This window comes from Escherichia sp. E13S3 (genome assembly GCF_004212325.1).
Lineage (GTDB): Bacteria > Pseudomonadota > Gammaproteobacteria > Enterobacterales > Enterobacteriaceae > Escherichia.
Genome location: NZ_RHJR01000003.1, coordinates 241,313 through 266,753, shown reverse-complemented (window position 1 = coordinate 266,753; position 25,441 = coordinate 241,313). Strand labels below are relative to the sequence as shown.

The window sequence follows — 25,441 nt, the reverse complement described above, 5'->3', positions numbered from 1 at the left end:
ATAGCTGCAATTCTAGTGTCAAAAAAATGCGATGTTGTTAGGAATTAGTTTATAAACAGACTTTTTTGCGCAAGAAAGCTTCCCGTGTAACAGAGGGAAAGACGTCCAGAAACAGGGAAAAGAGCGGGGAAGGGCCGCGTTAGCTTGTTAATAGCTAAAACGCGGCGTTATGCGGATCAGGAAATAAAGTTCAGACCTTGCTTTAACACCAGATCGCAGGCTTTGGTTTTTACCTTTTCAGCCAAAGGCGTCGTACCGATGTTGTCCAGATTAAGCTGCTGACCATCTTTGGTTTTTAGCAAACCCTGAATGCCATCCAGATAGTTGGTATCTTCTTTCTGCTCTTCGCTGTTCAGGCCCAGCTTCTCCAGGACCTGATTTTTGATATTTTCCGCATCGGTAACTGAAGCCAGCTTTTGCTTCGCGCAGTATTGCAAAATGCCTGCGGCATTGTTCATGTTGTCTGCGCTTAACGCCTGGTTGCCACTACTAAGCAGATTAGTTAATGAGGCGAGCGACCAACCGCCTTCCTGTGTGGTGCTGTTTTGGTTGCTTAACTCGCTGGCGGCGCTGGAAAGCGCATCTTTCCAGGACGCGGCATGCACCCCGGTGGAAATTAATGCGCTGGTGGCAATTGCACAGCACAGAAGGTGTTTAATAGTTTTCATCATCATTACTCAAGGTGGAATTGTGTCGCAGTATAGCGCCGGAAAGGAGGATTAATACTCTTTACCCGTTACCCGGCTACGATAGCTTTCCCAGTTAAAAATAACCCACAGACTGTTACCCAGGCGCATACGATCCATAACGCGTTCGCCCAGTAACTTGGTCATCTCTTCCATATTGCTGTTGGTCAGCATCCCGGTCGGGCGTTTGGAAGAAGAGCGGCGATCGACGATCTGGTTGATGATCACTTTTTCGTATTTCGATTCGGTCTGCACGCCGATCTCATCGATCACCAGCAGATCAACGTTGCTCAGATCGTTAAGCAGTTGTTCTTCGCTGGTACCGCTATTTCTGAAGGTATCTTTCATCGCCGACATAATATCGGCCACGGTGATGATCAATACGGATTTACCGCGTAGCAGCAGTTCGTTGCAGATTGCCGCCGCCAGATGGTTTTTGCCAGTTCCCGGCTTGCCAGAAAAGATAAAGCTGGCGATGTTGCCGTCGAACTCTTCGACATACTGGCGCGCTTTGCTCAACGCATTCATCTGCCCTTCGCACTCAACACGATAGTTCTCAAAGGAGCAGTTTTGATGCAGTGGACGAATGCCAGAGCGGTTAAAGGTTCGCTGCATTTTCATCGCCCGATTCTCGCGCTCAAGAGCGGCGGCGCGGAGCGCCCCTTGTTCTTTCTGCCATGCCAGAAGTTCTTCACCCGTTTTGAAGGCGGGTTTGATATGGGCTGGCATCATTTTTTGCAGACGTTGCATCAGGTCGCCAACGTTTTTCATCGTTACCCTCTGAATCCCGGTGGAATTTGGCTGTCAGGTTCACTGACTGTGTTCACATCTCGTTTCGTTAATCCGCCATTGCTGGCACGACCTATTTGCAGGCTGCGCGCCAGTTTTTGTTGCCACTGCACATGATGGAAGACTTTGCCTTCCGCCTGCCAGTAAGCAATAAATGACGCCAGTTCTTCGGCAGTCACCGGCTCTTTTAGCGCCATGCCCCATAATGCCGCCTGACGGATAAAGTCGGTATCGGGTTGCCAGTCTGGGTACATGGCGAATTTGCCCATGGGTACGGCAACGGGGGCGGCTTGCGGTTCCTGATAGAGTTGATCGTCCAGGGCCACGTCACTTCCCGGACGCGTCAGTTTTTCTTCCAACGCCAGCAGTTCAGCAAGACGCGCGGGCGTAACGGCATAAAACGCCGGGGCATTGTTGGCAAATACGGCAACCATGCCGCCTTCTGCTTTTGCCAGAACGGTTTGGTGATCGTGTACCAGGGCGTCAATACCAACGACGTCCGGGGTCAAAACTCTGGAAGACATACTGTTTCTCAATATGGAACGATGAACGAGAAGGGAGATTACTTTTATAGTAACACACGGATGAGGCCAGGCAGCCTCTCATCCATGTGCTTTAAGCGAGGCAATTTTATACGCGGGGGCGCTTGCGGTACAACCACAATCCAGGAACGGAAAGACCGATGGATAACGCGCCAACAATTGATGAAGCGGTAAGAAAGTTAGTTAACAGGGTAATCATTAACGGTTCGCTGTAACCTAACTGACTGATTTTTACCGCTGAAATCATTGCAGTATACGCCGGGATGCCCGGGAACATCGGAATGACAGCCGCCACGGTAAAGACTTTCGGGTGCGCCAGATACCAGCGCGACCACTGAATACCAATGGTGCCGACCAGTAGCGAAGCCATAAACGTCGACCACTCAATATTGAGTCCGGTAGTCATTAAAATCATTCGCGAACCATGACCCATCGCGCCAAGCAGCGCACACCAGCGTAATGCCCGGATTGGCACGTTGAACACCATCGCAAAGCCGACCGCTGGGATTGCCGCGAGAATCATATCCTGCGCTAATGCTAATAGAAATTCGATTACACCCATCCGCGTAGCCCCCAAATTGTGAGTGCCATCACCACGCCAACGCAGGTTGCCAGTGTCAGCAGGCTGGCAATCGCCCAGCGTGCCAGTCCGGTATTTATATGACCTTTAAACATATCGGCTACAGCATTTATCAACGGAAAACCCGGCACCAGTAAAAGAACACTGGCCGCCATTGCCACAGTAGGCGTATGACTGAATGTCGGAAGTTGTAGAAGGAGGCCAGAAATTGTGGTGGCGGCGAAGGCAGTGATGCAAAAGTTTATTTGTGGATGGAGGTGGCGTTGTGCCAGTAGCTGGCGGATATACATGGCGATCATACTGGCGAAGAATGTAATCAACGCCCCATCCCAACCACCGTTATTCAGTTTACAGAAACAGGCGCAAGAGAGTCCCACCATCAAAGCGACCAGCCAACGCGGATAGCGCAGGGGATGTATTTGGCTAAAACGTTTCTCAACACCTTTGTAATCCAGCAGCTTATGTTCCGCCAGAATCACAATGTGTTGTACCTCAGTAACCATATGCATATTAATGCCGCGATCGTGGTTTTTGCGCGTAGATGTCAGACATTGACCATCTTTAATGGTGGTCAGTACGATAGCATTGGAAGAGATGGAGCTTTCAACGCAGTCCATCCCTAACGCCCGACCCAGTCGTGAAGAAAGCTCGTCAACCAGCGCGCTCTCCGCCCCGTGCTGTAAAAGAAATAATCCGCACTGGATACATAGCCGTGTAACGGCTCGCTGTTGCTCTGTTTGCATAACTCGCCCTTTGTCATAGACGCGTTGCGTATTTTTCAAAAAATGAGAACCCTTTTGTATCACGAAGCATGGCTGTTTTGACGTTGGTTAAGATCAAAATTGCGCTGATTAATCCTGGTTGCGGTGATGAGTTCGCGGAAGGGAAACGGTGCAAGTTTTGAGTGGAATAAATAATTCCATGAATATTATCATTAAAATGAATTTATTGTTTTGTTTTTACGCGTTTGAGTAATGGCCGGTGAAATCATTTTTTTCGGTTTCTGGTAAGAAATACACTTCAGTTTTTATTGGTTTTTTTCTTGATATTCTGGCTAAAGGCGTTTCATTTAACTTTTATTCGTTATTTTAAATGATATCTTAAACTGATTGATTTTGAGGATGTTGATTAAGTATTTCTAACAACATAATTTAGATATTTTAAATGTGTCAGAGGTATTTTTCCAGGTTATTATTTGATGCTAGTCTCCTGAAACATACAAAGGATTTTTTGTGTGGCTGGGGTAAACTGATATGAAGTGAATGCTAAGGATAAATTATTCGCTGAATCTATTAATTTATTGGAATTATTTAAAGGATGAATATTCTGAATAAACCATCATAATTTATAGACAGTGGATGTGGAGGATATATGTTGCCAGGATGCTGCAAAAATGGAATTGTTATCAGTAAAATACCCGTTATGCAGGCAGGGTTAAAAGAGGTCATGAGGACCCATCTCCCTGAATACGATATAACGAGTAGCACCTCTGCGGAGGAGCTGACCATATTACAATTACGTCGGGCTGGGTTAGTTATTGCCGATTTAGCCGGACAAACAGAAGACCCGCGTTCTGTTTGTGAACATTACTATTCATTGATCTCACAATACCGGGAAATTCATTGGGTTTTCATGGTTTCGCGAGCCTGGTACTCTCAGGCGGTGGAGCTGCTTATGTGTCCAACTGCGACGTTACTGTCCGATATCGAGCCCATTGAGAATCTGGTCAAGACCGTTCGTTCCGGCAATGTCCATGCAGATCGCATCAGCGCCATGCTGACTTCGCCTGCAATGCCGGAAATTCAGGAATTTGGTTATCGCACCGTGATTCTTACCCTTTCTGAACGCAAGGTACTGCGGCTGTTAGGTAAAGGATGGGGCATCAACCAAATAGCTTCATTGCTTAAGAAAAGCAATAAAACCATCAGCGCACAAAAAAACAGTGCGATGCGTCGGCTGGCAATTCACAGTAACGCTGAGATGTATGCATGGATTAATAGCGCACAGGGGGCAAGGGAACTTAACTTGCCTTCTGTTTATGGAGATGCCGCGGAATGGAACACAACCGAATTAAGAAGAGAAATGTCGCACTCATAGAAAAGTGCGTCATGAGCAGTATCGGTATTGAGAGTTTATTCAGAAAGTTTGCGGGTAATCCTTATAAACTCTATACGTACACCAGCCAGGAGGCTTTTCAGGATGCTATGTCGCGGGTTTCATTTGCGGCGGTCATTTTTTCTTTTTCTGCCATGAGAACTGAGCGCAGGGAGGGATTATCTTGTCTGACTGAGCTGGCAATCAAATTTCCACGTACCCGGCGTTTGGTTATTGCGGATGATGATATTGAAGCGCGGTTGATTGGCTCATTATCGCCTTCTCCTTTGGATGGTGTGTTAAGTAAAGCATCAACACTGGATGTTTTTCACCAGGAGCTGTTTCTGTCATTAAATGGCGTACGTCAGGCGACCGATCGACTGAACAACCAGTGGTATATTAATCAAAGCCGGACGCTGAGCCCGACGGAGAGGGAAATATTACGGTTTATGTCGCGTGGCTACTCAATGACGCAAATTGCTGAACAGCTTAAACGCAATATAAAAACGATCCGCGCGCATAAATTTAATGTGATGTCGAAACTGGGTGTCAGTTCTGATGCCGGATTGCTTGAGGCGGCAGATATTCTGTTATGTATGCGGATTTCAGAAACAAGTAATGTGTTGCATCCATATTAATCTACTTAATGCCGGGTTTATCCTCCCGGCAGTGTGCTTATTTCAGCGTGCAATCCCCACACTGTTGCACATCCGGTAAGCGATAACGCTGGCAACAGGTGCGGCGCACCAGCAGGCCGTCGCGCAGCACGACTGTGCGCCATAATGGATTATCTTCGCCGCTGGAGAGCGTTTTCTCAAAGAACAGGGCATGGCGGAGCGATTCAACTAACGCCTCGCCAAGCAACTGCTTCATCTCGGTCAGATACCAGTTAATCAAATAACCGGTATTACTCCAGATAAGTTTGCCGTTAATTTCACCTGTCGCTTCTAATGCCTGCACAACCGGAACCAGCGCCTGGCTGATTAACGTTTCCATTCGCTGCTGTGGCGAATGTGATGTTGCGTTTTTATCTTCACACACATCGACCCAGAAACAGGCAGCACGACCGGTTTCGTGAAACTCAACGTGGAAATGTTCCGCCGACACATCTAACGCTTTATCCTGCGTCAGCAGCGCCAGCATTAATGGCGGCACCATCAGGCCGATATACCATTGCGCCCACAGTGAGATCAGCGGTTTGTTCTCGCGGATCATCATTGGTTGATTGCGGTAGATATGATCGGAATAGACCGCCAGTAGAGAACTTAGCGCATTGGGAGAGGACCATTGCGCCAGCGTCATGGCACTAAGCGGGGCGGGTTCATCCAGACGGATAAACTCCAGCAAATGTTGACGATGTTCGGCGATCGTCGCGCGAACCGCTTGTGCAAGCGTGGGATCTTGCGGCTTGAGATGCGTTCGCCAGATAACATCTTCATAGAGCGGTGCGGAACGATAGGCCATAATCGTGATAGTAATCTAAATGATAATGATTGCTAATCCTAGCGATAGGTTTACCCGATAGCAAGGGATTTCTCTGGCTTGCAAATGATAAAAATTATCATATGATATTGGTTATCATTATCAATGAAAGAGATCAAACCATGTTGCAACGTATGCTGGGCAGTGGCTGGGGAGTGTTGCTGCCAGGATTGCTGATTGCAGGGCTGATGTATGCGGATTTATCGCCGGATCAGTGGCGGATTGTCATTCTGATGGGATTAGTATTGACGCCGGTGATGCTGTATCACAAACAGTTACGGCATTACGTTTTGCTACCATCGTGCCTGGCGCTTAGTGCTGGCATCATGCTGATGATAATGAACGGGAATCAGGGATGATAAAACAGGGAAGGAAGTAAAGATAATTGGTGCGAGGGGGGGGACTTGAACCCCCACGTCCGTAAGGACACTAACACCTGAAGCTAGCGCGTCTACCAATTCCGCCACCTTCGCACAGTCATCTTACTTTTTTTGATATCGCCTCGTTTGGTGCGAGGGGGGGGACTTGAACCCCCACGTCCGAAAGGACACTAACACCTGAAGCTAGCGCGTCTACCAATTCCGCCACCTTCGCCCAATGCGAGCAATATCAACGTGGTTTTTGGTGCGAGGGGGGGGACTTGAACCCCCACGTCCGAAAGGACACTAACACCTGAAGCTAGCGCGTCTACCAATTCCGCCACCTTCGCATACCATCAATTCTTAAAAAAGAATTGCTACCACGGAGGCGCATTCTAGTGGTTTTCAGCTTTTCGTCAATAGTTAATTATCGCCTGATGTGTAATTGCTGGAAAAATGGCCATCAGCGGATTGTGGATAATTCGTTTGTCGGTCAGATAAGGCGTTCACGCCGCATCCGACACGGCTTGCGGGTGCAGATGCCAGATGCGACGCTGGCGCGTCTTATCTGGCCTACGAAGGGCTAACGTGCAGGTTTTGTAGGTTGTATAAGGCGTTCACGCCGCATCCAGCACGGTATGCGGCGACAGGTGCCAGATATTTAACCTTTCTTCGCCTGGCGGGTCATAATGGCGCGATACACCTTGAAGCGCCCGGTTTGCGCGATAACTTCATGGAAGCCAAATGTCTCATCCAGCACATCCGGGTAAGGCAGGAAGGCGTTCGCTACAATCCGCAATTCACCGCCGCTGTTAAGATGACGCACCGCGCCGCGAATTAGCGTTTGCGCCGCATCCAGGCTGGTTTGCATCCCATCGTGGAACGGCGGGTTGGAGATGATCATATCAAAACGACCTTTCACCTCGGAAAAGACGTTGCTGGCAAAGACTTCACCTTCAACACCGTTGGCCGCAAGCGTCGCACGGCTGGCTTCTACCGCCGGGGCAGAGACATCGCACAAGGTGAGACGAATTTTCGGCGAATGGCGCGCAAAGGCAACTGAAAGCACACCCGCGCCACAGCCGACATCCAGCACTTTACCTTTCGTGTGCGGGGTTAACGTCGAGAGCAGCAACTGGCTACCGACATCCAGACCGTCGCGGCTAAACACGCCAGGCAGCGTTTTGACCGTCAGGCCATCGACGCTGTATTCGCCCCAGAATTTATCGGCATCAAATACCGGCTGTTTTTCCAGACGACCAAAATAGAGGCCACAGCGACGGGCGCTGTCGACTTTATTCAACGGCGCATAATCGGCCAGCATCTGCTCGGCGCTGCGCACGCCGCTGCGGTTTTCACCAACAACAAAAATATCCGTCCCCACCGGCAGCAGAGAAAGTAAATTCATCAACTGGAACTGGGCTTCTGGTTTATTCTTCGGCCAGTAGTAAATCAGCGTATCGCAATCTGCGACATCATCCGCTGTGGCGACCAGACTAAAACGGGCGTTATCCCCCATCTGGCGGCTTAACACCTGCCAGTGGTGGAATTGCTGGGTATGAGCACGGCTGGCCGCGGTATCTAAACGCGCGGGCAGCTCATCCTGTAAGTCTCCGGCAAACAGAATACGGCTTTGTTCGAAATCATCACTGTGACGCAGCAAGACTTCACTTGCCGGGGTAAATGCAGACATGGAATGCTCCTCAATTGATACTGGCGGCGATTATAGCCATATGTTGGCGCGGTATCGACGAATTTGCTATATTTGCGCCCCTGACAACAGGAGCGATTCGCTATGACATCCCGACGAGACTGGCAGTTACAGCAACTGGGCATTACCCAGTGGTCGCTGCGTCGCCCTGGCGCGTTGCAGGGGGAGATTGCCATTGCGATCCCGGCACACGTCCGTCTGGTGATGGTGGCAAACGATCTTCCCGCCCTGACCGATCCACTGGTGAGCGACGTTCTGCGTGCATTAACCGTCAGCCCCGATCAAGTGCTGCAACTGACGCCAGATAGGATCGCGATGCTGCCGCAAGGCAGTCGCTGCAACAGCTGGCGGTTGGGTACTGACGAACCGCTATCACTGGAAGGCGCTCAGGTGGCATCACCGGCGCTCACCGAATTACGGGCAAACCCAACGGCACGCGCCGCATTATGGCAACAAATTTGCACATATGAACACGATTTCTTCCCTCGAAACGACTGATTTACCAGCGGCTTTCCACATTGAACAACGCGCCCACGCCTTTCCGTGGAGTGAAAAAACGTTTGCCAGCAATCAGGGCGAGCGTTATCTCAACTTTCAGTTAACGCAAAACGGCAAAATGGCGGCGTTTGCGATTACGCAAGTGGTGCTGGATGAAGCTACATTGTTCAATATTGCGGTCGATCCCGACTATCAGCGTCAGGGGCTGGGTAGGGCGCTGCTGGAGCATCTGATCGACGAACTGGAAAAACGCGGCGTGGCGACGCTCTGGCTGGAAGTCCGTGCCTCAAACGCTGCCGCCATTGCCCTGTACGAAAGTTTAGGCTTTAACGAGGCGACGATTCGCCGCAATTACTACCCCACCACGGACGGTCGCGAAGACGCCATCATCATGGCGTTGCCAATCAGTATGTAAGACAAGGTGGAATAATGAAGTGGGACTGGATTTTCTTTGATGCCGATGAAACGCTGTTTACCTTTGACTCATTCACCGGCCTGCAGCGGATGTTTCTTGATTACAGCGTCACCTTTACCGCTGAAGATTTTCAGGACTATCAGGCCGTTAACAAGCCACTGTGGGTGGATTATCAAAACGGCGCGATCACTTCATTACAGCTTCAGCACGGGCGTTTTGAGAGCTGGGCCGAACGGCTGAACGTCGAGCCGGGTAAACTCAACGATGCCTTTATTAATGCGATGGCGGAAATCTGTACGCCGCTGCCGGGCGCAGTTTCCCTGCTTAACGCCATTCGTGGCAACGCCAAAATCGGCATCATCACCAACGGCTTTAGCGCTTTGCAACAGGTGCGTCTGGAACGCACGGGTCTGCGTGATTACTTCGATTTGCTGGTGATTTCCGAAGAAGTTGGCGTTGCCAAACCGAATAAGAAAATTTTCGATTATGCGCTGGAACAGGCAGGCAATCCTGACCGTTCACGCGTGCTGATGGTTGGCGACACTGCCGAGTCCGATATTCTCGGTGGCATCAAAGCCGGGCTTGCGACCTGCTGGCTGAATGCGCACAATCGCGAGCAACCAGAAGGCATCGCGCCCACCTGGACCGTCTCTTCGTTGCACGAACTGGAGCAGCTCCTGTGTAAACACTGATTGCCTCCCCCCCGTTGATGGGTAAAATAGCCGCAATTTTTCGTTTTCAACAAGCGCGGCGCGATGCCGCTTACTCAAGAAGAAAGAATTATGACGTTGTCTCCTTATTTGCAAGAGGTGGCGAAGCGCCGCACTTTTGCCATTATTTCTCACCCGGACGCCGGTAAAACTACCATCACCGAGAAGGTGCTGCTGTTCGGACAGGCCATTCAGACCGCCGGTACAGTAAAAGGCCGTGGTTCCAACCAGCACGCTAAGTCGGACTGGATGGAGATGGAAAAGCAGCGTGGGATCTCCATTACTACGTCTGTAATGCAGTTCCCTTATAAGGATTGCCTGGTTAACCTGCTCGACACCCCGGGGCACGAAGACTTCTCGGAAGATACCTATCGTACCCTGACGGCGGTGGACTGCTGCCTGATGGTTATCGACGCCGCAAAAGGTGTAGAAGATCGTACCCGTAAGCTGATGGAAGTTACCCGTCTGCGCGATACACCGATCCTCACCTTCATGAACAAACTTGACCGTGATATCCGCGACCCGATGGAACTGCTCGATGAAGTTGAAAACGAGCTGAAAATCGGTTGTGCGCCGATCACCTGGCCGATTGGCTGCGGCAAGCTGTTTAAAGGCGTGTACCACCTTTATAAAGATGAAACCTATCTCTATCAGAGCGGTAAAGGCCACACCATTCAGGAAGTCCGCATTGTTAAAGGGCTGAATAACCCGGATCTCGACGCAGCTGTCGGTGAAGATCTGGCACAACAACTACGTGACGAACTGGAACTGGTGAAAGGCGCGTCTAACGAGTTCGACAAAGAATTGTTCCTTGCGGGCGAAATCACTCCGGTATTCTTCGGTACTGCGCTGGGGAACTTCGGCGTTGATCATATGCTGGATGGCCTGGTGGAGTGGGCGCCTGCGCCGATGCCGCGTCAGACCGATACCCGTACCGTAGAAGCGAGCGAAGACAAATTTACCGGCTTCGTATTTAAAATTCAGGCCAACATGGACCCGAAACACCGTGACCGCGTGGCGTTTATGCGTGTGGTGTCCGGTAAATATGAAAAAGGCATGAAACTGCGCCAGGTGCGCACCGCGAAAGATGTGGTGATCTCCGACGCGCTGACCTTTATGGCGGGCGACCGTTCGCACGTTGAAGAAGCGTATCCGGGCGATATCCTCGGTCTGCACAACCACGGCACTATTCAGATCGGCGACACCTTTACCCAGGGTGAGATGATGAAGTTCACCGGTATTCCGAACTTCGCGCCAGAGCTGTTCCGTCGCATCCGCCTGAAAGATCCGCTGAAGCAAAAACAGCTGCTCAAAGGGCTGGTACAGCTTTCCGAAGAGGGCGCGGTGCAGGTGTTCCGTCCGATCTCCAACAACGATCTGATCGTTGGTGCGGTTGGTGTGCTGCAGTTTGATGTGGTGGTATCGCGCCTGAAGAGCGAATACAACGTCGAAGCGGTGTATGAGTCAGTCAACGTCGCCACCGCCCGCTGGGTAGAATGCGCGGACGCGAAGAAATTCGAAGAGTTCAAGCGTAAGAACGAAAGCCAACTGGCGCTGGATGGCGGCGATAACCTCGCTTACATCGCTACCAGCATGGTCAACCTGCGCCTGGCGCAGGAACGTTACCCGGACGTTCAGTTCCACCAGACCCGCGAGCATTAATTCTTGCCTCCAGGGCGCGGAAACCGCCGCGCCCTGTCAATTTCCCTTCCTTATTAGCCGCTTGCGGAATGTTCTTAAAACATTCGCTTTTGCTTATGTTTGCGCGTTTTTTAGTCGATATGGCGAGCGGTTTCAAAATTGTGATCTATATTTAACAAAGTGATGACATTTGTGACGACGTTAAATACCGTTCAATGCGTAGATATCAGTATCTAAAGCCGTCGATTGTCATTCTACCGATATTAATAACTGATTCAGAGGCTGTAATGGTCGTTATTCATCACCCATCGCTTTTGTGATGGCGACCATTGACTTCTGTAGAGGGTGAAGTCTCTCCCTATTCAGCAATGCAACCTCGTGTTGCCAGGCTCAAATTACGAGCAAACATACAGGAATAAATCGATGACTATGACAAGACTGAAGATTTCGAAAACTCTGCTGGCTGTAATGTTGACCTCTGCCGTCGCGACCGGCTCTGCCTACGCGGAAAACAACGCACAGACTACCAATGAAAGCGCAGGGCAAAAAGTCGATAGCTCTATGAATAAAGTCGGTAATTTCATGGATGACAGCGCCATCACCGCGAAAGTGAAGGCGGCGCTGGTGGATCATGACAACATCAAGAGCACCGATATCTCTGTCAAAACCGATCAAAAAGTCGTGACCCTGAGCGGTTTCGTTGAAAGCCAGGCCCAGGCCGAAGAGGCTGTGAAAGTGGCGAAAGGCGTTGAAGGCGTGACCTCTGTCAGCGACAAACTGCACGTTCGCGACGCTAAAGAAGGCTCTGTGAAGGGCTATGCGGGTGACACCGCCACCACCAGTGAAATCAAAGCCAAACTGCTGGCGGATGACATCGTCCCTTCCCGTCATGTGAAAGTTGAAACCACCGACGGCGTGGTTCAGCTCTCCGGTACCGTCGATTCCCAGGCACAAAGCGACCGTGCTGAAAGTATCGCCAAAGCGGTAGATGGTGTGAAAAGCGTTAAAAATGATCTGAAAACTAAGTAATTCGTCGTAATTCGTTCTCCCGAACTTTGTCGGGAGGCGCGATGTGCACCACACTAAAAATATCGCATTGAGTGATTTTCACGCTCATATCAAGCGGTGACATTAACTATGGTAAAGGAGACGCTTATGTTTCGTTGGGGCATCATATTTCTGGTTATCGCGTTAATCGCCGCCGCACTTGGGTTTGGTGGTCTGGCCGGTACCGCTGCAGGCGCAGCTAAAATTGTCTTTGTCGTCGGGATTATTCTGTTCCTGGTGAGTTTGTTTATGGGCCGAAAACGACCCTAGATTTCAAACCATTAAGAAAATTTTATACAAAGCCAGTCCAGCGGACTGGCTTTTGCGGTTTTAGCGAATAATAAATTGCGTTACTTTGTCAGTCTTTCACAACAAAAACAGGAAGGCAGAGGTGGGGCAGCGAATACCTGTAACGCTTGGTAATATTGCGCCGTTGTCGCTAAGGCCGTTCCAGCCTGGACGAATTGCTCTGGTGTGCGAAGGCGGCGGGCAGCGTGGAATTTTCACGGCTGGCGTGCTGGATGAGTTTATGCGCGCGCAGTTTAATCCTTTCGATCTTTATCTCGGCACATCAGCCGGGGCGCAGAACCTTTCGGCATATATCTGCAATCAGCCCGGTTACGCGCGCAAAGTCATCATGCGCTATACCACAAAACGCGAATTTTTCGATCCAGTGCGCTTCGTCCGTGGAGGAAATCTTATCGATCTCGACTGGCTGGTGGAGGCCACCGCAAGCCAGATGCCGTTGCAAATGGACACCGCCGCGCGGCTGTTTGAGAGCGGTAAATCGTTTTATATGTGTGCCTGTCGTCAGGACGACTATGCGCCGAATTACTTTTTACCGACCAAACAAAACTGGCTGGATGTGATTCGCGCCTCCAGTGCGATACCTGGCTTTTATCGTAGCGGAGTGTCGCTGGAAGGCATTAACTACCTGGATGGCGGGATCAGTGATGCGATTCCGGTTAAAGAGGCGGCAAGGCAGGGAGCAAAAACGTTGGTCGTCATCCGCACCGTGCCGTCACAAATGTACTACACGCCGCAGTGGTTCAAGCGCATGGAACGCTGGCTGGGTGACAGTAGCCTGCAGCCGCTGGTCAATCTGGTGCAGCATCATGAAACCAGCTATCGTGACATTCAGCAATTTATTGAGAAACCACCGGGCAAGCTGCGGATATTCGAAATTTATCCGCCGAAGCCATTGCATAGTATTGCGCTTGGCAGTCGGATTCCGGCGCTGCGTGAAGACTATAAACTTGGGCGTTTATGCGGTCGTTATTTCCTCGCCACGGTTGGCAAGCTATTAACTGAAAAAGCGCCACTTACCCGCCATCTGGTGCCAGTGGTGACGCCGGAATCGATAGTCATTCCGCCTGCGCCAGTCGCCAACGATACGCTGGTTGCCGAAGTGAGCGACGCTCCGCAGGCGAACGACCCGACATTTAACAATGAGGATCTGGCTTGATTTGCCGTTTTATCGACACCCACTGCCATTTTGATTTCCCGCCGTTTAGTGGCGATGAAGAGGCCAGCCTGCAACGCGCGGCACAAGCGGGCGTAGGCAAGATCATTGTTCCGGCGACAGAGGCGGAAAATTTTGCCCGCGTGTTGGCGCTGGCGGAAAATTATCAACCGCTGTATGCCGCATTAGGCTTGCATCCTGGTATGTTGGGAAAACATAGCGATGTGTCTCTTGATCAGCTACAGCAGGCGCTGGAAAGGCGTCCGGCGAAGGTGGTGGCGGTGGGGGAGATCGGCCTGGATCTCTTTGGCGACGATCCGCAATTTGAGAGGCAGCAGTGGTTGCTCGACGAACAACTGAAACTGGCGAAACGCTACGATCTGCCGGTGATCCTTCATTCACGGCGCACGCACGACAAACTGGCGATGCATCTTAAGCGTCACGATTTGCCGTGCACTGGCGTGGTTCACGGTTTTTCCGGCAGCCTGCAACAGGCCGAGAGGTTTGTACAGCTGGGCTACAAAATTGGCGTAGGCGGTACTATCACCTATCCACGCGCCAGTAAAACCCGCGATGTCATCGCAAAATTACCGTTGGCATCGTTGTTGCTGGAAACCGACGCGCCGGATATGCCGCTCAACGGTTTTCAGGGGCAGCCTAACCGCCCGGAGCAGGCTGCCCGTGTGTTTGCCGTGCTTTGCGAGTTACGCCCGGAACCCGCGGATGAGATTGCCGAAGTGTTGCTTAATAACACGTATACGTTGTTTAACGTGCCGTAGGTCGGATAAGGCGTTCACGCCGCATCCGGCAGTTGGCGCACAATGCCTGATGCGACGCTTGTCGCGTCTTATCATGCCTACAGGCCTGTGCCGACCGTAGGCCGGATAAGGCGTTCACGACGCATCCGGCAGTCGGCGCACAATGCCAGATGCGACGCTGACGCGTCTTATCATGCCTACAGGCCTGTGCCGATCCGTAGGTCGGATAAGGCGTTCACGACGCATCCGGCAGTCGGTGCACAATGCCTGATGCGACGCTTGACGCGTCTTATCATGCCTACAGGCCTGTGCCGAACCGTAGGCCGGATAAGGCGTTCACGCCGCACCCGGCAGTCGGTGCACAATGCCTGATGCGACGCTTAACGCGTCTTATCATGCCTGGAGGCCAGTGCCGAACCGTAGGCCGGAGAAGGCATGTCACAAATACAGCGCCGGAAATATTAACCGACTCACCCCGCGCACCTTTAACGCATCAGCCAACGACTCAACGTCTTCCGGCGTGGCGCTCGGCCAGCTTTGCGCCTCGCCATACACGCCGTGGGCATGAAATGCGTTCAGGCGAACCGGAATATCGCCAAGTCCCTTGATAAACGCCGCCAGCTCATCGATGTGTTGCAAATAATCAACCTGGCCTGGGATTACCAGCAAACGCAGTTCCGCCAGCCTGCTGCGATCGGCAAGCAGACTAATGCTGCGCTTAATCTGCTGATTATCGCGTCCGGTTAATTGTTGATGACATTTGCTCCCCCACGCTTTGAGATCGAGCATCGCGCCGTCGCACACCGGGAGCAATTTTTCCCAGCCGGTTTCGCTCAACATACCGTTACTGTCCACCAGGCAGGTGAGGTGGCGCAGTTGCGGATCGTTTTTGATAGCAGTAAACAGCGCCACTACAAACGGCAGTTGGGTCGTGGCTTCGCCGCCGCTTACCGTTATCCCTTCAATAAACAGCACCGCTTTGCGGATACGGCTAAGCACCTCATCCACGCTCATGGATTGCGCCATTGGTGTGGCATGTTGCGGACACCTCTTCAGGCAGGTATCACATTGCTCGCAGACCACAGCGTTCCACACCACTTTGCCGTCAACAATCTGCAACGCCTGATGCGGACACTGTGGCACACACTCCCCACAGTCATTGCAACGTCCCATCGTCCACGGATTGTGACAGTTTTTGCAGCGCAGATTGCAGCCCTGCAAAAACAGAGCCAGACGACTGCCTGGCCCGTCAACGCAGGAGAAGGGGATAATCTTACTGACTAAAGCGCATCTGCTGTTCATGGCTTATCACGCGCGGCTGGCGTTCCAGAATACGAGTGTTGCGTGCGGCTTCTTCGCCCAGCCAGGTGGTGTTGGTGCGTGAACCTTCGGCGCGATATTTTTCTAAATCCGACAAACGCACCATATAACCGGTAACGCGAACCAGATCGTTACCGCTGACATTGGCGGTAAATTCACGCATTCCGGCTTTAAAGGCACCGAGGCAAAGCTGTACCAGTGCCTGCGGGTTACGTTTGATGGTTTCGTCGAGCGTCAGAATGTCGCTGATGCCGGAATAATAATAAGCATGATGCGGGGCGACAGTTTGCAGATGGGTGATCGGATCTGGCTCATCGCCATACGGCAAACGCGCGCCCGGCGTGGTGCCGATATCGGAACTGATCCCCGACTGTGCGTGCAACATGGCGCGTTTTTGCCAGCCATATTTCACAGGGGTATTGGCGACAAACTCCGCCAGTTGCGCGCTGATGCGATAACCCACTTCATTTGCGGCGGCCTCTTTACCGTAGCGCGCGGCAATCCCTTCTTTCTCGCACAGCAAGTTAACCGCTTCCGCCAGCCCATACATGCCAAACATTGGCACAAAACGTTCAGGGTTAATCAGCCCTTCTTTCACCAGGAAGCTATTCTCAAAGAAGTGTGATTGTTGATAGAGGAATTCACACCGCGCATCGATGATGGCGATCTGCTGCTGGCAGTAGTGCGGTAGAGTGCGCGTAAAGAAGTCTTCCAGCGATTCGCTGCGCTCGGCAATGGCTTTCAGGTTAAGGCGCACCAGCGTGCTGCCACCACCCGCCAGCGGCAGTGAGTTGTAACAGCTCACAATCCCGTAGCCCCCTTTTGTGAAAATTTTATCATGCACCGGACCGTTGGCGATGTGCGGTTTGCTACATTCACAGATGTTTTTCGCCACTTCCAGCAGCAGGTCATCAGGGGTAATTTCAGGATCGTAGATAAAGGTCAGGTTCGGTGAAACTTGCTTCAGTTCTGCGTCTTCGCGTAAAATTGCTCGGGTAATGGGCGAATCAGACGGGCCGATATTGGCGTGCATAAAGGCGTCTGGCAGGGTTCTGTCGAGGTAACGCCAGAAACGTTTTATTCGAATGTCGATCTCGTCTTGTGTTAGAATTCTAACATACGGTTGCAACAACGCATCCAGCTGCCCCAGGTAGACCGGCATCGATGTGACCGAAGGGACATGATGATAAAGAATGGTCAACAGAGAGAGCGCGTCATCAAGATCTTTCGCGCCTTCCAGCTCCAGCCATTCGGAACCGTTCGCCAGAAAACGGGCGTAATCGGGTAAGACATAGCGCGGTTTGTACGGCGCATGACCTTCAAACATATCGCAGATTACGCCTTCATCCAGCGCGCGGCGGGCTTCGGCAGGTAGCTGCGGATAAGGCAGATTGTTTTCTGCTTCCAGCGCCAGAAAATGGCGTTTCTGCTCCGGACTAAGCACCGGGCTTGTGACAATTTGCTGGCAACGTTGTTGCAGTGCAATCTCGTGAGAAGTGGGCATCTTCTTTTCCTTTTATGCCAAAGGTGATGCGCCATTGTAAGAAGTTTCGTGATGTTCACTTTGATCCTGATGCGTTTGTCACCATCGGTGCATTCATTTGAAAGTGAATTATTTGAACCAGATCGCATTACCGTAATGCAAATTTGTAAGTAGATTTTCTTAATTGTGATGTATATCGAAGTGTGTTGCGGAGTCGATGTTAGAATACTAACAAACTCGCAAGGTGAATTTTATTGGCGACAAGCCAGGAGAATGAAATGACTGATCTGAAAGCAAGCAGCCTGCGTGCACTGAAATTGATGGACCTGACTACCCTGAATGACGACGACACCGACGAGAAAGTGATCGCCCTGTGTCATCAGGCCAAAACTCCGGTCGGCAATACCGCTGCTATCTGTATCTATCCTCGCTTTATCCCGATTGCTCGCAAAACGCTGAAAGAGCAGGGCACCCCGGAAATCCGTATTGCTACGGTAACCAACTTCCCACACGGTAACGATGACATTGAAATTGCACTGGCAGAAACCCGTGCGGCAATCGCCTACGGTGCTGATGAAGTTGACGTGGTGTTCCCGTACCGTGCGCTGATGGCGGGCAACGAGCAAGTTGGTTTTGATCTGGTGAAAGCCTGTAAAGAGGCTTGCGCAGCGGCGAACGTACTGCTGAAAGTGATCATCGAAACCGGCGAACTGAAAGACGAAGCGCTGATCCGCAAAGCGTCTGAAATCTCCATCAAAGCGGGTGCCGACTTCATCAAAACCTCTACCGGTAAAGTGGCAGTGAACGCGACGCCGGAAAGCGCGCGCATCATGATGGAAGTGATCCGTGATATGGGCGTAGAGAAAACCGTTGGTTTCAAACCGGCGGGCGGCGTGCGTACTGCGGAAGATGCGCAGAAATATCTCGCTATTGCAGATGAACTGTTCGGTGCTGACTGGGCAGATGCGCGCCACTATCGCTTTGGCGCTTCCAGCCTGCTGGCAAGCCTGCTGAAAGCGCTGGGCCACGGCGACGGTAAGAGCGCCAGCAGTTACTAAGCTGCCTTTTGCCAGAGGGTGGATGTAGGCCAGATAAGACGCGTCAGCGTCGCATCAGGCCGTCAGCAGTGATGCCGGATGCGGCGTGAACGCCTTATCCGGCCTACGGGGCGAGTGCCGTGTAGGCATGATAATAAGCAGCGAGCATCAGGTAATAACAACATCCGCCATCTGGCAACAACGCCTTCAAACTTATTCCACGGGAGGTTACCTTGTTTCTCGCACAAGAAATTATTCGTAAAAAACGTGATGGCCATGCGCTGAGCGATGAAGAAATTCGCTTCTTTATCAACGGCATTCGCGACAACACTATCTCCGAAGGGCAGATTGCCGCCCTCGCGATGACCATTTTCTTCCACGATATGACAATGCCTGAGCGTGTCTCGCTGACCATGGCGATGCGAGATTCAGGAACCGTTCTCGACTGGAAAAGCCTGCATCTGAATGGCCCGATTGTTGATAAACATTCCACCGGTGGCGTCGGCGATGTCACTTCGCTGATGTTGGGGCCGATGGTCGCTGCCTGTGGCGGCTATATTCCGATGATCTCCGGTCGTGGCCTCGGTCATACTGGCGGCACGCTCGACAAACTGGAATCCATCCCTGGCTTCGACATCTTCCCGGATGACAACCGTTTCCGCGAAATCATTAAAGACGTCGGTGTGGCGATTATCGGTCAGACCAGCTCACTGGCTCCGGCGGATAAACGTTTCTACGCGACCCGTGATATTACCGCAACCGTGGACTCCATCCCGCTGATCACTGCCTCGATCCTGGCGAAGAAACTGGCGGAAGGTCTGGACGCGCTGGTGATGGACGTGAAAGTGGGTAGCGGCGCGTTTATGCCGACCTACGAACTCTCTGAAGCCCTTGCCGAAGCGATTGTTGGCGTGGCTAACGGCGCTGGCGTGCGCACCACCGCGCTGCTCACCGACATGAATCAGGTACTGGCCTCCAGTGCAGGTAATGCGGTTGAAGTACGTGAAGCGGTGCAGTTCCTGACGGGTGAGTATCGTAACCCGCGTCTGTTTGATGTCACGATGGCGCTGTGCGTGGAGATGCTTATCTCCGGTAAACTGGCGAAAGATGACGCCGAAGCGCGCGCGAAATTGCAGGCGATGCTGGACAACGGTAAAGCGGCAGAAGTCTTCGGTCGTATGGTGGCAGCACAAAAAGGCCCGACCGACTTCGTTGAGAACTACGCGAAGTATCTGCCGACAGCGATGCTGACGAAAGCAGTCTATGCTGATACCGAAGGTTTTGTCAGTGAAATGGATACCCGTGCGCTGGGGATGGCAGTGGTTGCAATGGGCGGCGGTCGCCGTCAGGCATCTGACACCATCGATTACAGCGTCGGCTTTACTGATATGGCGCGTCTGGGCGACCAGGTAGACGGTCAGCGTCCGCTGGCGGTTATCCACGCGAAAGACGAAAACAGCTGGCAGGAAGCGGCGAAAGCGGTGAAAGCGGCAATTAAACTTGCCGATAAAGCACCGGAAAGCACACCAACTGTCTATCGTCGTATCAGCGAATAACGGTATACTGATCTGATCATTTAAATTTGAAGCACTGAGTACGGAGAACATATGAAACGTGCATTTATTATGGTGCTGGACTCATTCGGCATCGGCGCTACAGAAGATGCAGAACGCTTTGGTGACGTCGGGGCTGACACCCTGGGTCATATCGCAGAAGCCTGTGCCAAAGGCGAAGCTGATAACGGTCGTAAAGGCCCGCTCAATCTGCCAAATCTGACCCGTCTGGGGCTGGCGAAAGCACATGAAGGTTCTACCGGTTTCATTCCGGCAGGAATGGACGGCAACGCTGAAGTTATCGGCGCGTACGCATGGGCGCACGAAATGTCATCCGGTAAAGATACCCCGTCTGGTCACTGGGAAATCGCCGGTGTCCCGGTTCTGTTTGAGTGGGGATACTTCTCCGATCACGAAAACAGCTTCCCGCAAGAGCTGCTGGATAAACTGGTTGAACGCGCTAACCTGCCAGGTTACCTCGGTAACTGCCACTCTTCCGGTACGGTCATCCTGGATCAACTGGGCGAAGAGCACATGAAAACCGGCAAGCCGATTTTCTATACCTCCGCTGACTCCGTGTTCCAGATTGCCTGCCATGAAGAAACTTTCGGTCTGGATAAACTCTACGAACTGTGTGAAATCGCCCGTGAAGAGCTGACCAACGGCGGCTACAACATCGGTCGTGTTATCGCTCGTCCGTTTATCGGCGACAAAGCCGGTAACTTCCAGCGTACCGGTAACCGTCACGACCTGGCAGTTGAACCGCCAGCACCGACTGTATTGCAAAAACTGGTTGATGAAAAACACGGCCAGGTGGTTTCTGTCGGTAAGATTGCGGACATCTACGCTAACTGCGGTATCACTAAGAAAGTGAAAGCGACTGGTCTGGACGCGCTGTTTGACGCCACTATCAAAGAGATGAAGGAAGCGGGTGATAACACCATCGTCTTCACCAACTTCGTTGACTTCGACTCTTCCTGGGGCCACCGTCGCGATGTCGCAGGCTATGCTGCGGGTCTGGAACTGTTCGACCGCCGTCTGCCGGAACTGATGTCTCTGCTGCGCGATGACGACATCCTGATCCTCACTGCTGACCACGGTTGTGATCCGACCTGGACCGGTACTGACCACACGCGTGAACACATTCCGGTACTGGTTTACGGCCCGAAAGTAAAACCGGGTTCGCTGGGTCACCGCGAAACCTTCGCGGATATCGGCCAGACTCTGGCAAAATATTTTGGTACTTCTGATATGGAATATGGCAAAGCCATGTTCTGATGGATTTGGGCGGAGCGTTGACTCCGCCTTTGTTATGTCACAAAAAGGATAAAACGATGGCTACCCCACACATTAATGCAGAAATGGGCGATTTCGCTGACGTAGTTTTGATGCCTGGCGACCCGCTGCGTGCGAAGTATATTGCTGAAACTTTCCTTGAAGATGCTCGTGAAGTGAACAACGTTCGCGGTATGCTGGGCTTCACCGGTACTTACAAAGGCCGCAAAATTTCCGTAATGGGTCACGGTATGGGTATCCCGTCCTGCTCCATCTACACCAAAGAACTGATCACCGATTTCGGCGTGAAGAAAATTATCCGCGTAGGTTCCTGTGGCGCAGTTCTGCCGCACGTAAAACTGCGCGACGTCGTTATCGGTATGGGTGCCTGCACCGATTCCAAAGTTAACCGCATCCGTTTTAAAGATCATGACTTCGCGGCTATCGCTGACTTTGACATGGTGCGTAACGCGGTAGACGCGGCTAAAGCACTGGGCGTTGATGCGCGTGTTGGTAACCTGTTCTCCGCCGACCTGTTCTACTCTCCGGACGGCGAAATGTTCGACGTGATGGAAAAATACGGCATCCTCGGCGTGGAAATGGAAGCGGCTGGTATCTACGGCGTGGCTGCAGAGTTTGGTGCGAAAGCACTGGCTATCTGCACCGTGTCTGACCACATCCGTACTCACGAGCAGACCACTGCTGAAGAGCGTCAGACCACCTTCAACGACATGATCAAAATCGCACTGGAATCCGTTCTGCTGGGCGATAAAGAGTAATTGTGTTTCGCTGAAAGGCGAACGTCGTGTTAAGCCGGAGCGGGAGACTGCTCCGGCTTTTTAGTATCTATTCATCAATAGCAACTGATTTATAGATTTACTATTATTTTTCATATGGATAGATAATAAAATCCATTCAAGTATCTATTCATTTATGTTCAGCCGTCATCCAGGAAGGGTATATCAGCAACTCTGGTGGACAACCATAAATTCCTGCCATTTTGCTTTTGATGTTTGAACTAAGCCGTTCCGTCTTTTCGAGCCGTTTTAGAGAATTAATCGAGATACCTAACATTTTACTTACTTCAGCAAGCGATAATTTATGCCTGATACGCACGGCGGCTAGCCAGGATATACCCTGGCTGAACATTAAATTGATAATCTCCCGTTCCTGGTTCTCCAGATCGATCATATTTCCTTCCCTGGATATTTTAATGAGCGAGTTACCGCACCGCCCCTGCTATCCACGCCGACAACTCCCGTAGCTCTTTTTCCTGTTCAGGGAAGTCGACCAGCAGCGCTTCGCACTCCTGTTGCAGCATATCCGCGCGGTACAGACAGCCTTGCAGCCGTCCGGCGAGAGCTTCCAGCGGCGCGGGGTTAAGGCTGTCGGTAAACACCTGGGCGCGGGTGATATGGCCTTTTTCAACGTCGAAATGCAGTTCTACGCCGCCCCAGGTAAAGCGTTCATCCAGCAGATGCGAGAACGCCGGAGCCTGACCGAAGTTCCACTCCCAGCTACTCTGGCGGGCAAAGGTTTCGGCGAAGTTCGGCAAGTCTGGCGTTTTGTCCGGGGAGATGATTTCCGCTTCTGTGCGCTCGCCATAATGGGCGAAAAAGGCCTCGGTTATGGCCTCGCAAACCTGCTCATGGGTAATTCCCGGTAGCAGCTCGGTCAGATTGGTCACGCGGGAACGTACTGAAGTAATGCCTTTCGCCGCCAGTTTCTTTTTATCCGGATTGAGATAGTTTGCCAGGCGGCTGAGGTCGGCATTGAGCAGCAAGGTGCCGTGGTGGAAACCGCGATCCTTGGTTTCGCGATAGGCCGAGCCAGAGACTTTGCGGTCGCCTTCGGCGGTTTTCACCACCAGATCGTTGCGCCCGGAAGCTTCTGCGGTGACGCCGAGCGCGTTCAGCGCATTAAGCACAATCTCCGTGGAGATAGTTTTATCGTACTCCGGCTTGCCAGCCATAAAGGTAAAACAGGTATTGCCGAGATCGTGGAACACCGCGCCGCCACCGCTGCTGCGCCGTGCAAGGCGGACGTTATCTTCTTCCATCCGCCGGGTATTACACTCTTTCCAGGGGTTTTGCGCACGACCAATCACTACCGTGTCGGCATTGCGCCAGAGAAACAGAACGCGCTGCGTGGCGGGCATCTGGCGAAAAATACACTCCTCCACCGCCAGGTTAAACCACGGGTCGTAAGAGTCTGAAATGAGCAGGCGTAATGTGGACATAACGATTTCCTTTCTTGTAGTAATGGGTCACTCTTTTTTCTCGCTTTCTTCCTCTTCCGGTACCGGTTTGCTGGCGGTTAACAGGAAGGGCGATTGCTGCCAGCGGGTACGTTTACCCTGCAACAGTGTGCGAGTTAGCACCACACCGATTGCCAGCGAGAGCAGCAGCATCAGGCGTAGAATATTGGTGGTGTTATCCACCTGTTTGGCTTCGGTGGCGAGCGTATGGGTATCGAGCGTCAGGCGCAGATAGCCGAGCGGTCCATTTTTCCCCTTAATCGGTTCGACAATCTGCTGGTTAAAATAGCCACCTGCTTTTTTACCGTCGAGCGCCAGTCGGTCGCGCACCTCGACGCTTTCACCTGCGCGGGCGATAAGATCGCCTTGTTCGTCATACACACCCGCGTCGAGGATGCGACTTTCGTCCGTCAACTGGTCGAGGATCGCCTGAATGCGTTTTTCATCAGGTGAGTTGGTACGCATCAGCGGCGCAACGTTCAGGGTTACCTGATGCGCCAGGGTACGGGCCAGTTCTTCCAACTGTGGATTACGCTGTCGCTGGTGGTTTTGACTAAACCATGATGCTCCCTGCATTAGTGCGACCAACAAAGCGAGACAGAACAGGACAATCACTGCTCGATGCAGCCGGAATTTTAGTTTTGTGCGAGCCATATTCCACCCGTTGAAAATTTGAGACTTAATGTTGCCAGAAGCAATGGATACAAGGTAGCCTCATGCGTTATTTTCCCTGCTTCGAACGATTTTACAGGAGCCTTAATGCCTAACATTACCTGGTGCGACCTGCCTGAAGATGTCTCTTTATGGCCTGGTCTGCCTCTTTCATTAAGTGGTGATGAAGTGATGCCACTGGATTACCACGCAGGTCGTAGCGGCTGGCTGCTGTATGGTCGTGGGCTGGATAAACAACGTCTGACCCAGTACCAAAGCAAACTGGGCGCGGCAATGGTGATTGTTGCTGCCTGGTGCGTGGAAGATTATCAGGTGATTCGTCTGGCAGGTTCACTCACCGCCCGGGCTACGCGCCTGGCCCACGAAGCGCAGCTGGATGTCGCGCCACTGGGGAAAATACCGCACCTGCGCACGCCAGGGCTGCTGGTGATGGACATGGACTCCACCGCTATCCAGATAGAATGTATTGATGAAATTGCCAAACTGGCCGGAACGGGCGAGATGGTGGCGGAAGTGACCGAACGGGCAATGCGCGGGGAGCTTGATTTCACTGCCAGCCTGCGTAGCCGCGTGGCGACGCTGAAAGGCGCTGACGCGAACATTCTGCAACAGGTGCGTGAAAATCTACCGCTAATGCCGGGCTTAACGCAACTGGTGCTGAAGCTGGAAACGCTGGGCTGGAAAGTGGCGATTGCCTCCGGCGGCTTTACCTTCTTTGCTGAATACTTGCGCGACAAGCTGCGATTAACCGCCGTGGTAGCCAATGAACTGGAGATCATGGACGGTAAATTTACCGGCAATGTGATCGGCGACATTGTAGACGCGCAGTACAAAGCGAAAACCCTGACCCGGCTGGCGCAGGAGTATGATATTCCGCTGGCGCAAACCGTGGCGATTGGCGATGGTGCCAACGACCTGCCGATGATCAAAGCGGCAGGACTGGGGATTGCCTACCATGCCAAGCCAAAAGTGAATGAAAAGACGGAAGTCACCATCCGTCACGCTGACTTGATGGGGGTATTCTGCATCCTCTCTGGCAGCCTGAATCAGAAGTAATTGCCCGCCCGTCA

Annotated in this window: 28 protein-coding genes and 3 tRNA genes; 16 read left to right on the top strand and 15 right to left on the bottom strand. The window is 52.0% G+C overall.

Annotation, left to right across the window (positions count from 1 at the left end; translation table 11 throughout):
* Positions 1 to 176 precede the first annotated feature (176 nt).
* The 5 genes from yjjA to D9597_RS04205 form a co-directional block, all read right to left on the bottom strand.
* Positions 177 to 671, bottom strand: a complete 495-nt coding sequence (gene yjjA / locus D9597_RS04225) for a DUF2501 domain-containing protein YjjA (protein WP_130216557.1) — start codon at positions 669 to 671, stop codon at positions 177 to 179.
* 48 nt (positions 672 to 719) lie between these two features.
* Positions 720 to 1,457: a DNA replication protein DnaC gene (gene dnaC / locus D9597_RS04220; protein WP_130216555.1), complete on the bottom strand. Its 738-nt coding sequence runs from the start codon at positions 1,455 to 1,457 to the stop codon at positions 720 to 722.
* Positions 1,458 to 1,459: 2 nt separating this feature from the next.
* A complete protein-coding gene (dnaT, locus tag D9597_RS04215) occupies positions 1,460 to 1,999 on the bottom strand; it encodes a primosomal protein DnaT (protein WP_130221693.1) in 540 nt (179 codons plus the stop codon).
* A 106-nt stretch (positions 2,000 to 2,105) separates the two neighbouring features.
* A complete protein-coding gene (locus D9597_RS04210; RefSeq protein ID WP_130204757.1) occupies positions 2,106 to 2,579 on the bottom strand; it encodes a threonine/serine exporter in 474 nt (157 codons plus the stop codon).
* On the bottom strand, positions 2,570 to 3,340 hold the full coding sequence (locus D9597_RS04205; RefSeq protein ID WP_130216549.1) for a threonine/serine exporter ThrE family protein: 771 nt from the start codon (positions 3,338 to 3,340) through the stop codon (positions 2,570 to 2,572). Before D9597_RS04205 ends, D9597_RS04210 begins: the two co-directional genes overlap by 10 nt.
* Positions 3,341 to 3,968: 628 nt before the next feature.
* Here D9597_RS04205 and D9597_RS04200 point away from each other — a divergent pair.
* Positions 3,969 to 4,694: a response regulator transcription factor gene (locus D9597_RS04200; RefSeq protein ID WP_130216547.1), complete on the top strand. Its 726-nt coding sequence runs from the start codon at positions 3,969 to 3,971 to the stop codon at positions 4,692 to 4,694.
* Positions 4,652 to 5,329, top strand: a complete 678-nt coding sequence (gene bglJ, locus D9597_RS04195) for a DNA-binding transcriptional activator BglJ (protein ID WP_130204762.1) — start codon at positions 4,652 to 4,654, stop codon at positions 5,327 to 5,329. The genes D9597_RS04200 and bglJ overlap by 43 nt, the downstream gene beginning before the upstream one ends.
* 37 nt (positions 5,330 to 5,366) lie before the next feature.
* On the opposite strand, the gene fhuF is transcribed toward bglJ, so the two are convergent.
* Positions 5,367 to 6,155 (bottom strand): siderophore-iron reductase FhuF, encoded by a 789-nt coding sequence (gene fhuF, locus D9597_RS04190; RefSeq protein WP_130221692.1) that lies wholly within the window; start codon positions 6,153 to 6,155, stop codon positions 5,367 to 5,369.
* 140 nt (positions 6,156 to 6,295) lie between these two features.
* Between fhuF and D9597_RS04185 the strand changes: the two genes are divergently transcribed.
* Positions 6,296 to 6,532, top strand: coding sequence for a DUF1435 domain-containing protein (locus D9597_RS04185; protein ID WP_130221691.1), 237 nt, complete (start codon positions 6,296 to 6,298; stop codon positions 6,530 to 6,532).
* Positions 6,533 to 6,559: 27 nt separating this feature from the next.
* Here D9597_RS04185 and D9597_RS04180 read toward each other — a convergent pair.
* From D9597_RS04180 to rsmC, 4 genes are all read right to left on the bottom strand, one after another.
* Positions 6,560 to 6,646 (bottom strand) — tRNA-Leu (locus D9597_RS04180).
* Between the two features lie 34 nt (positions 6,647 to 6,680).
* A tRNA-Leu gene (locus tag D9597_RS04175) sits at positions 6,681 to 6,767 on the bottom strand.
* 28 nt (positions 6,768 to 6,795) lie between these two features.
* Positions 6,796 to 6,882, bottom strand: a tRNA-Leu gene (locus tag D9597_RS04170).
* A gap of 311 nt (positions 6,883 to 7,193) precedes the next feature.
* On the bottom strand, positions 7,194 to 8,225 hold the full coding sequence (gene rsmC, locus D9597_RS04165) for a 16S rRNA (guanine(1207)-N(2))-methyltransferase RsmC (RefSeq protein WP_112915683.1): 1,032 nt from the start codon (positions 8,223 to 8,225) through the stop codon (positions 7,194 to 7,196).
* Positions 8,226 to 8,327: 102 nt separating this feature from the next.
* On the opposite strand from rsmC, the gene holD reads away from it, so the two are divergent.
* The 8 genes from holD (at position 8,328) to D9597_RS04125 (ending at position 14,795) form a co-directional block, all read left to right on the top strand.
* The gene (gene holD / locus D9597_RS04160; RefSeq protein WP_130204768.1) at positions 8,328 to 8,741 is read left to right on the top strand and encodes a DNA polymerase III subunit psi; all 414 of its coding nucleotides are present in this window, start codon (positions 8,328 to 8,330) and stop codon (positions 8,739 to 8,741) included.
* Positions 8,710 to 9,156 carry a ribosomal protein S18-alanine N-acetyltransferase gene (rimI, locus tag D9597_RS04155; RefSeq protein ID WP_001092450.1) on the top strand — a complete coding sequence of 149 codons (447 nt, stop codon included), beginning with the start codon at positions 8,710 to 8,712 and terminating at the stop codon, positions 9,154 to 9,156. The genes holD and rimI overlap by 32 nt, the downstream gene beginning before the upstream one ends.
* A 14-nt stretch (positions 9,157 to 9,170) precedes the next feature.
* Complete coding sequence (gene yjjG / locus D9597_RS04150; RefSeq protein WP_130221690.1) at positions 9,171 to 9,848, top strand: pyrimidine 5'-nucleotidase; 678 nt, start codon at positions 9,171 to 9,173, stop codon at positions 9,846 to 9,848.
* A gap of 90 nt (positions 9,849 to 9,938) precedes the next feature.
* Positions 9,939 to 11,528 (top strand): peptide chain release factor 3, encoded by a 1,590-nt coding sequence (prfC, locus tag D9597_RS04145; RefSeq protein ID WP_130204770.1) that lies wholly within the window; start codon positions 9,939 to 9,941, stop codon positions 11,526 to 11,528.
* A 402-nt stretch (positions 11,529 to 11,930) separates the two neighbouring features.
* Positions 11,931 to 12,536 carry a molecular chaperone OsmY gene (gene osmY, locus D9597_RS04140; RefSeq protein WP_001295748.1) on the top strand — a complete coding sequence of 202 codons (606 nt, stop codon included), beginning with the start codon at positions 11,931 to 11,933 and terminating at the stop codon, positions 12,534 to 12,536.
* A gap of 126 nt (positions 12,537 to 12,662) precedes the next feature.
* Entirely contained in the window at positions 12,663 to 12,824 is a 162-nt protein-coding gene (locus tag D9597_RS04135) for a DUF1328 family protein (RefSeq protein ID WP_000490275.1), read from the top strand.
* A gap of 121 nt (positions 12,825 to 12,945) precedes the next feature.
* Positions 12,946 to 14,019 carry a patatin family protein gene (locus D9597_RS04130; protein ID WP_130221689.1) on the top strand — a complete coding sequence of 358 codons (1,074 nt, stop codon included), beginning with the start codon at positions 12,946 to 12,948 and terminating at the stop codon, positions 14,017 to 14,019.
* Positions 14,016 to 14,795, top strand: a complete 780-nt coding sequence (locus D9597_RS04125) for a metal-dependent hydrolase (RefSeq protein ID WP_130221688.1) — start codon at positions 14,016 to 14,018, stop codon at positions 14,793 to 14,795. The genes D9597_RS04130 and D9597_RS04125 overlap by 4 nt, the downstream gene beginning before the upstream one ends.
* Before the next feature lie 417 nt (positions 14,796 to 15,212).
* On the opposite strand, the gene D9597_RS04120 is transcribed toward D9597_RS04125, so the two are convergent.
* Together D9597_RS04120 and D9597_RS04115 are read right to left on the bottom strand one after the other, a co-directional pair.
* Positions 15,213 to 16,076 carry a YjjW family glycine radical enzyme activase gene (locus tag D9597_RS04120; protein WP_130221687.1) on the bottom strand — a complete coding sequence of 288 codons (864 nt, stop codon included), beginning with the start codon at positions 16,074 to 16,076 and terminating at the stop codon, positions 15,213 to 15,215.
* Positions 16,048 to 17,598, bottom strand: a complete 1,551-nt coding sequence (locus D9597_RS04115) for a YjjI family glycine radical enzyme (protein ID WP_130221686.1) — start codon at positions 17,596 to 17,598, stop codon at positions 16,048 to 16,050. The genes D9597_RS04120 and D9597_RS04115 overlap by 29 nt, the downstream gene beginning before the upstream one ends.
* 257 nt (positions 17,599 to 17,855) lie before the next feature.
* Between D9597_RS04115 and deoC the strand changes: the two genes are divergently transcribed.
* The 4 genes from deoC (at position 17,856) to deoD (ending at position 22,221) form a co-directional block, all read left to right on the top strand.
* Positions 17,856 to 18,635: a deoxyribose-phosphate aldolase gene (gene deoC / locus D9597_RS04110; protein ID WP_001295412.1), complete on the top strand. Its 780-nt coding sequence runs from the start codon at positions 17,856 to 17,858 to the stop codon at positions 18,633 to 18,635.
* Between the two features lie 212 nt (positions 18,636 to 18,847).
* On the top strand, positions 18,848 to 20,170 hold the full coding sequence (deoA, locus tag D9597_RS04105) for a thymidine phosphorylase (protein WP_126350691.1): 1,323 nt from the start codon (positions 18,848 to 18,850) through the stop codon (positions 20,168 to 20,170).
* A 51-nt stretch (positions 20,171 to 20,221) separates the two neighbouring features.
* Entirely contained in the window at positions 20,222 to 21,445 is a 1,224-nt protein-coding gene (gene deoB, locus D9597_RS04100) for a phosphopentomutase (RefSeq protein WP_000816471.1), read from the top strand.
* A gap of 56 nt (positions 21,446 to 21,501) precedes the next feature.
* A complete protein-coding gene (gene deoD, locus D9597_RS04095; RefSeq protein ID WP_000224878.1) occupies positions 21,502 to 22,221 on the top strand; it encodes a purine-nucleoside phosphorylase in 720 nt (239 codons plus the stop codon).
* Between the two features lie 148 nt (positions 22,222 to 22,369).
* On the opposite strand, the gene D9597_RS04090 is transcribed toward deoD, so the two are convergent.
* The 3 genes from D9597_RS04090 to D9597_RS04080 are packed head-to-tail and all read right to left on the bottom strand — an operon-like array spanning position 22,370 to position 24,353.
* Positions 22,370 to 22,633 carry a helix-turn-helix transcriptional regulator gene (locus D9597_RS04090; RefSeq protein WP_130221685.1) on the bottom strand — a complete coding sequence of 88 codons (264 nt, stop codon included), beginning with the start codon at positions 22,631 to 22,633 and terminating at the stop codon, positions 22,370 to 22,372.
* Between the two features lie 31 nt (positions 22,634 to 22,664).
* The gene (lplA, locus tag D9597_RS04085; protein ID WP_130221684.1) at positions 22,665 to 23,681 is read right to left on the bottom strand and encodes a lipoate--protein ligase LplA; all 1,017 of its coding nucleotides are present in this window, start codon (positions 23,679 to 23,681) and stop codon (positions 22,665 to 22,667) included.
* Between the two features lie 27 nt (positions 23,682 to 23,708).
* Complete coding sequence (locus D9597_RS04080; protein ID WP_064530388.1) at positions 23,709 to 24,353, bottom strand: YtjB family periplasmic protein; 645 nt, start codon at positions 24,351 to 24,353, stop codon at positions 23,709 to 23,711.
* A 105-nt stretch (positions 24,354 to 24,458) separates the two neighbouring features.
* Here D9597_RS04080 and serB point away from each other — a divergent pair, with 105 nt between their 5' ends.
* Positions 24,459 to 25,427 (top strand): phosphoserine phosphatase, encoded by a 969-nt coding sequence (gene serB, locus D9597_RS04075; protein ID WP_130204788.1) that lies wholly within the window; start codon positions 24,459 to 24,461, stop codon positions 25,425 to 25,427.
* The last annotated feature ends 14 nt before the right edge of the window (positions 25,428 to 25,441 follow it).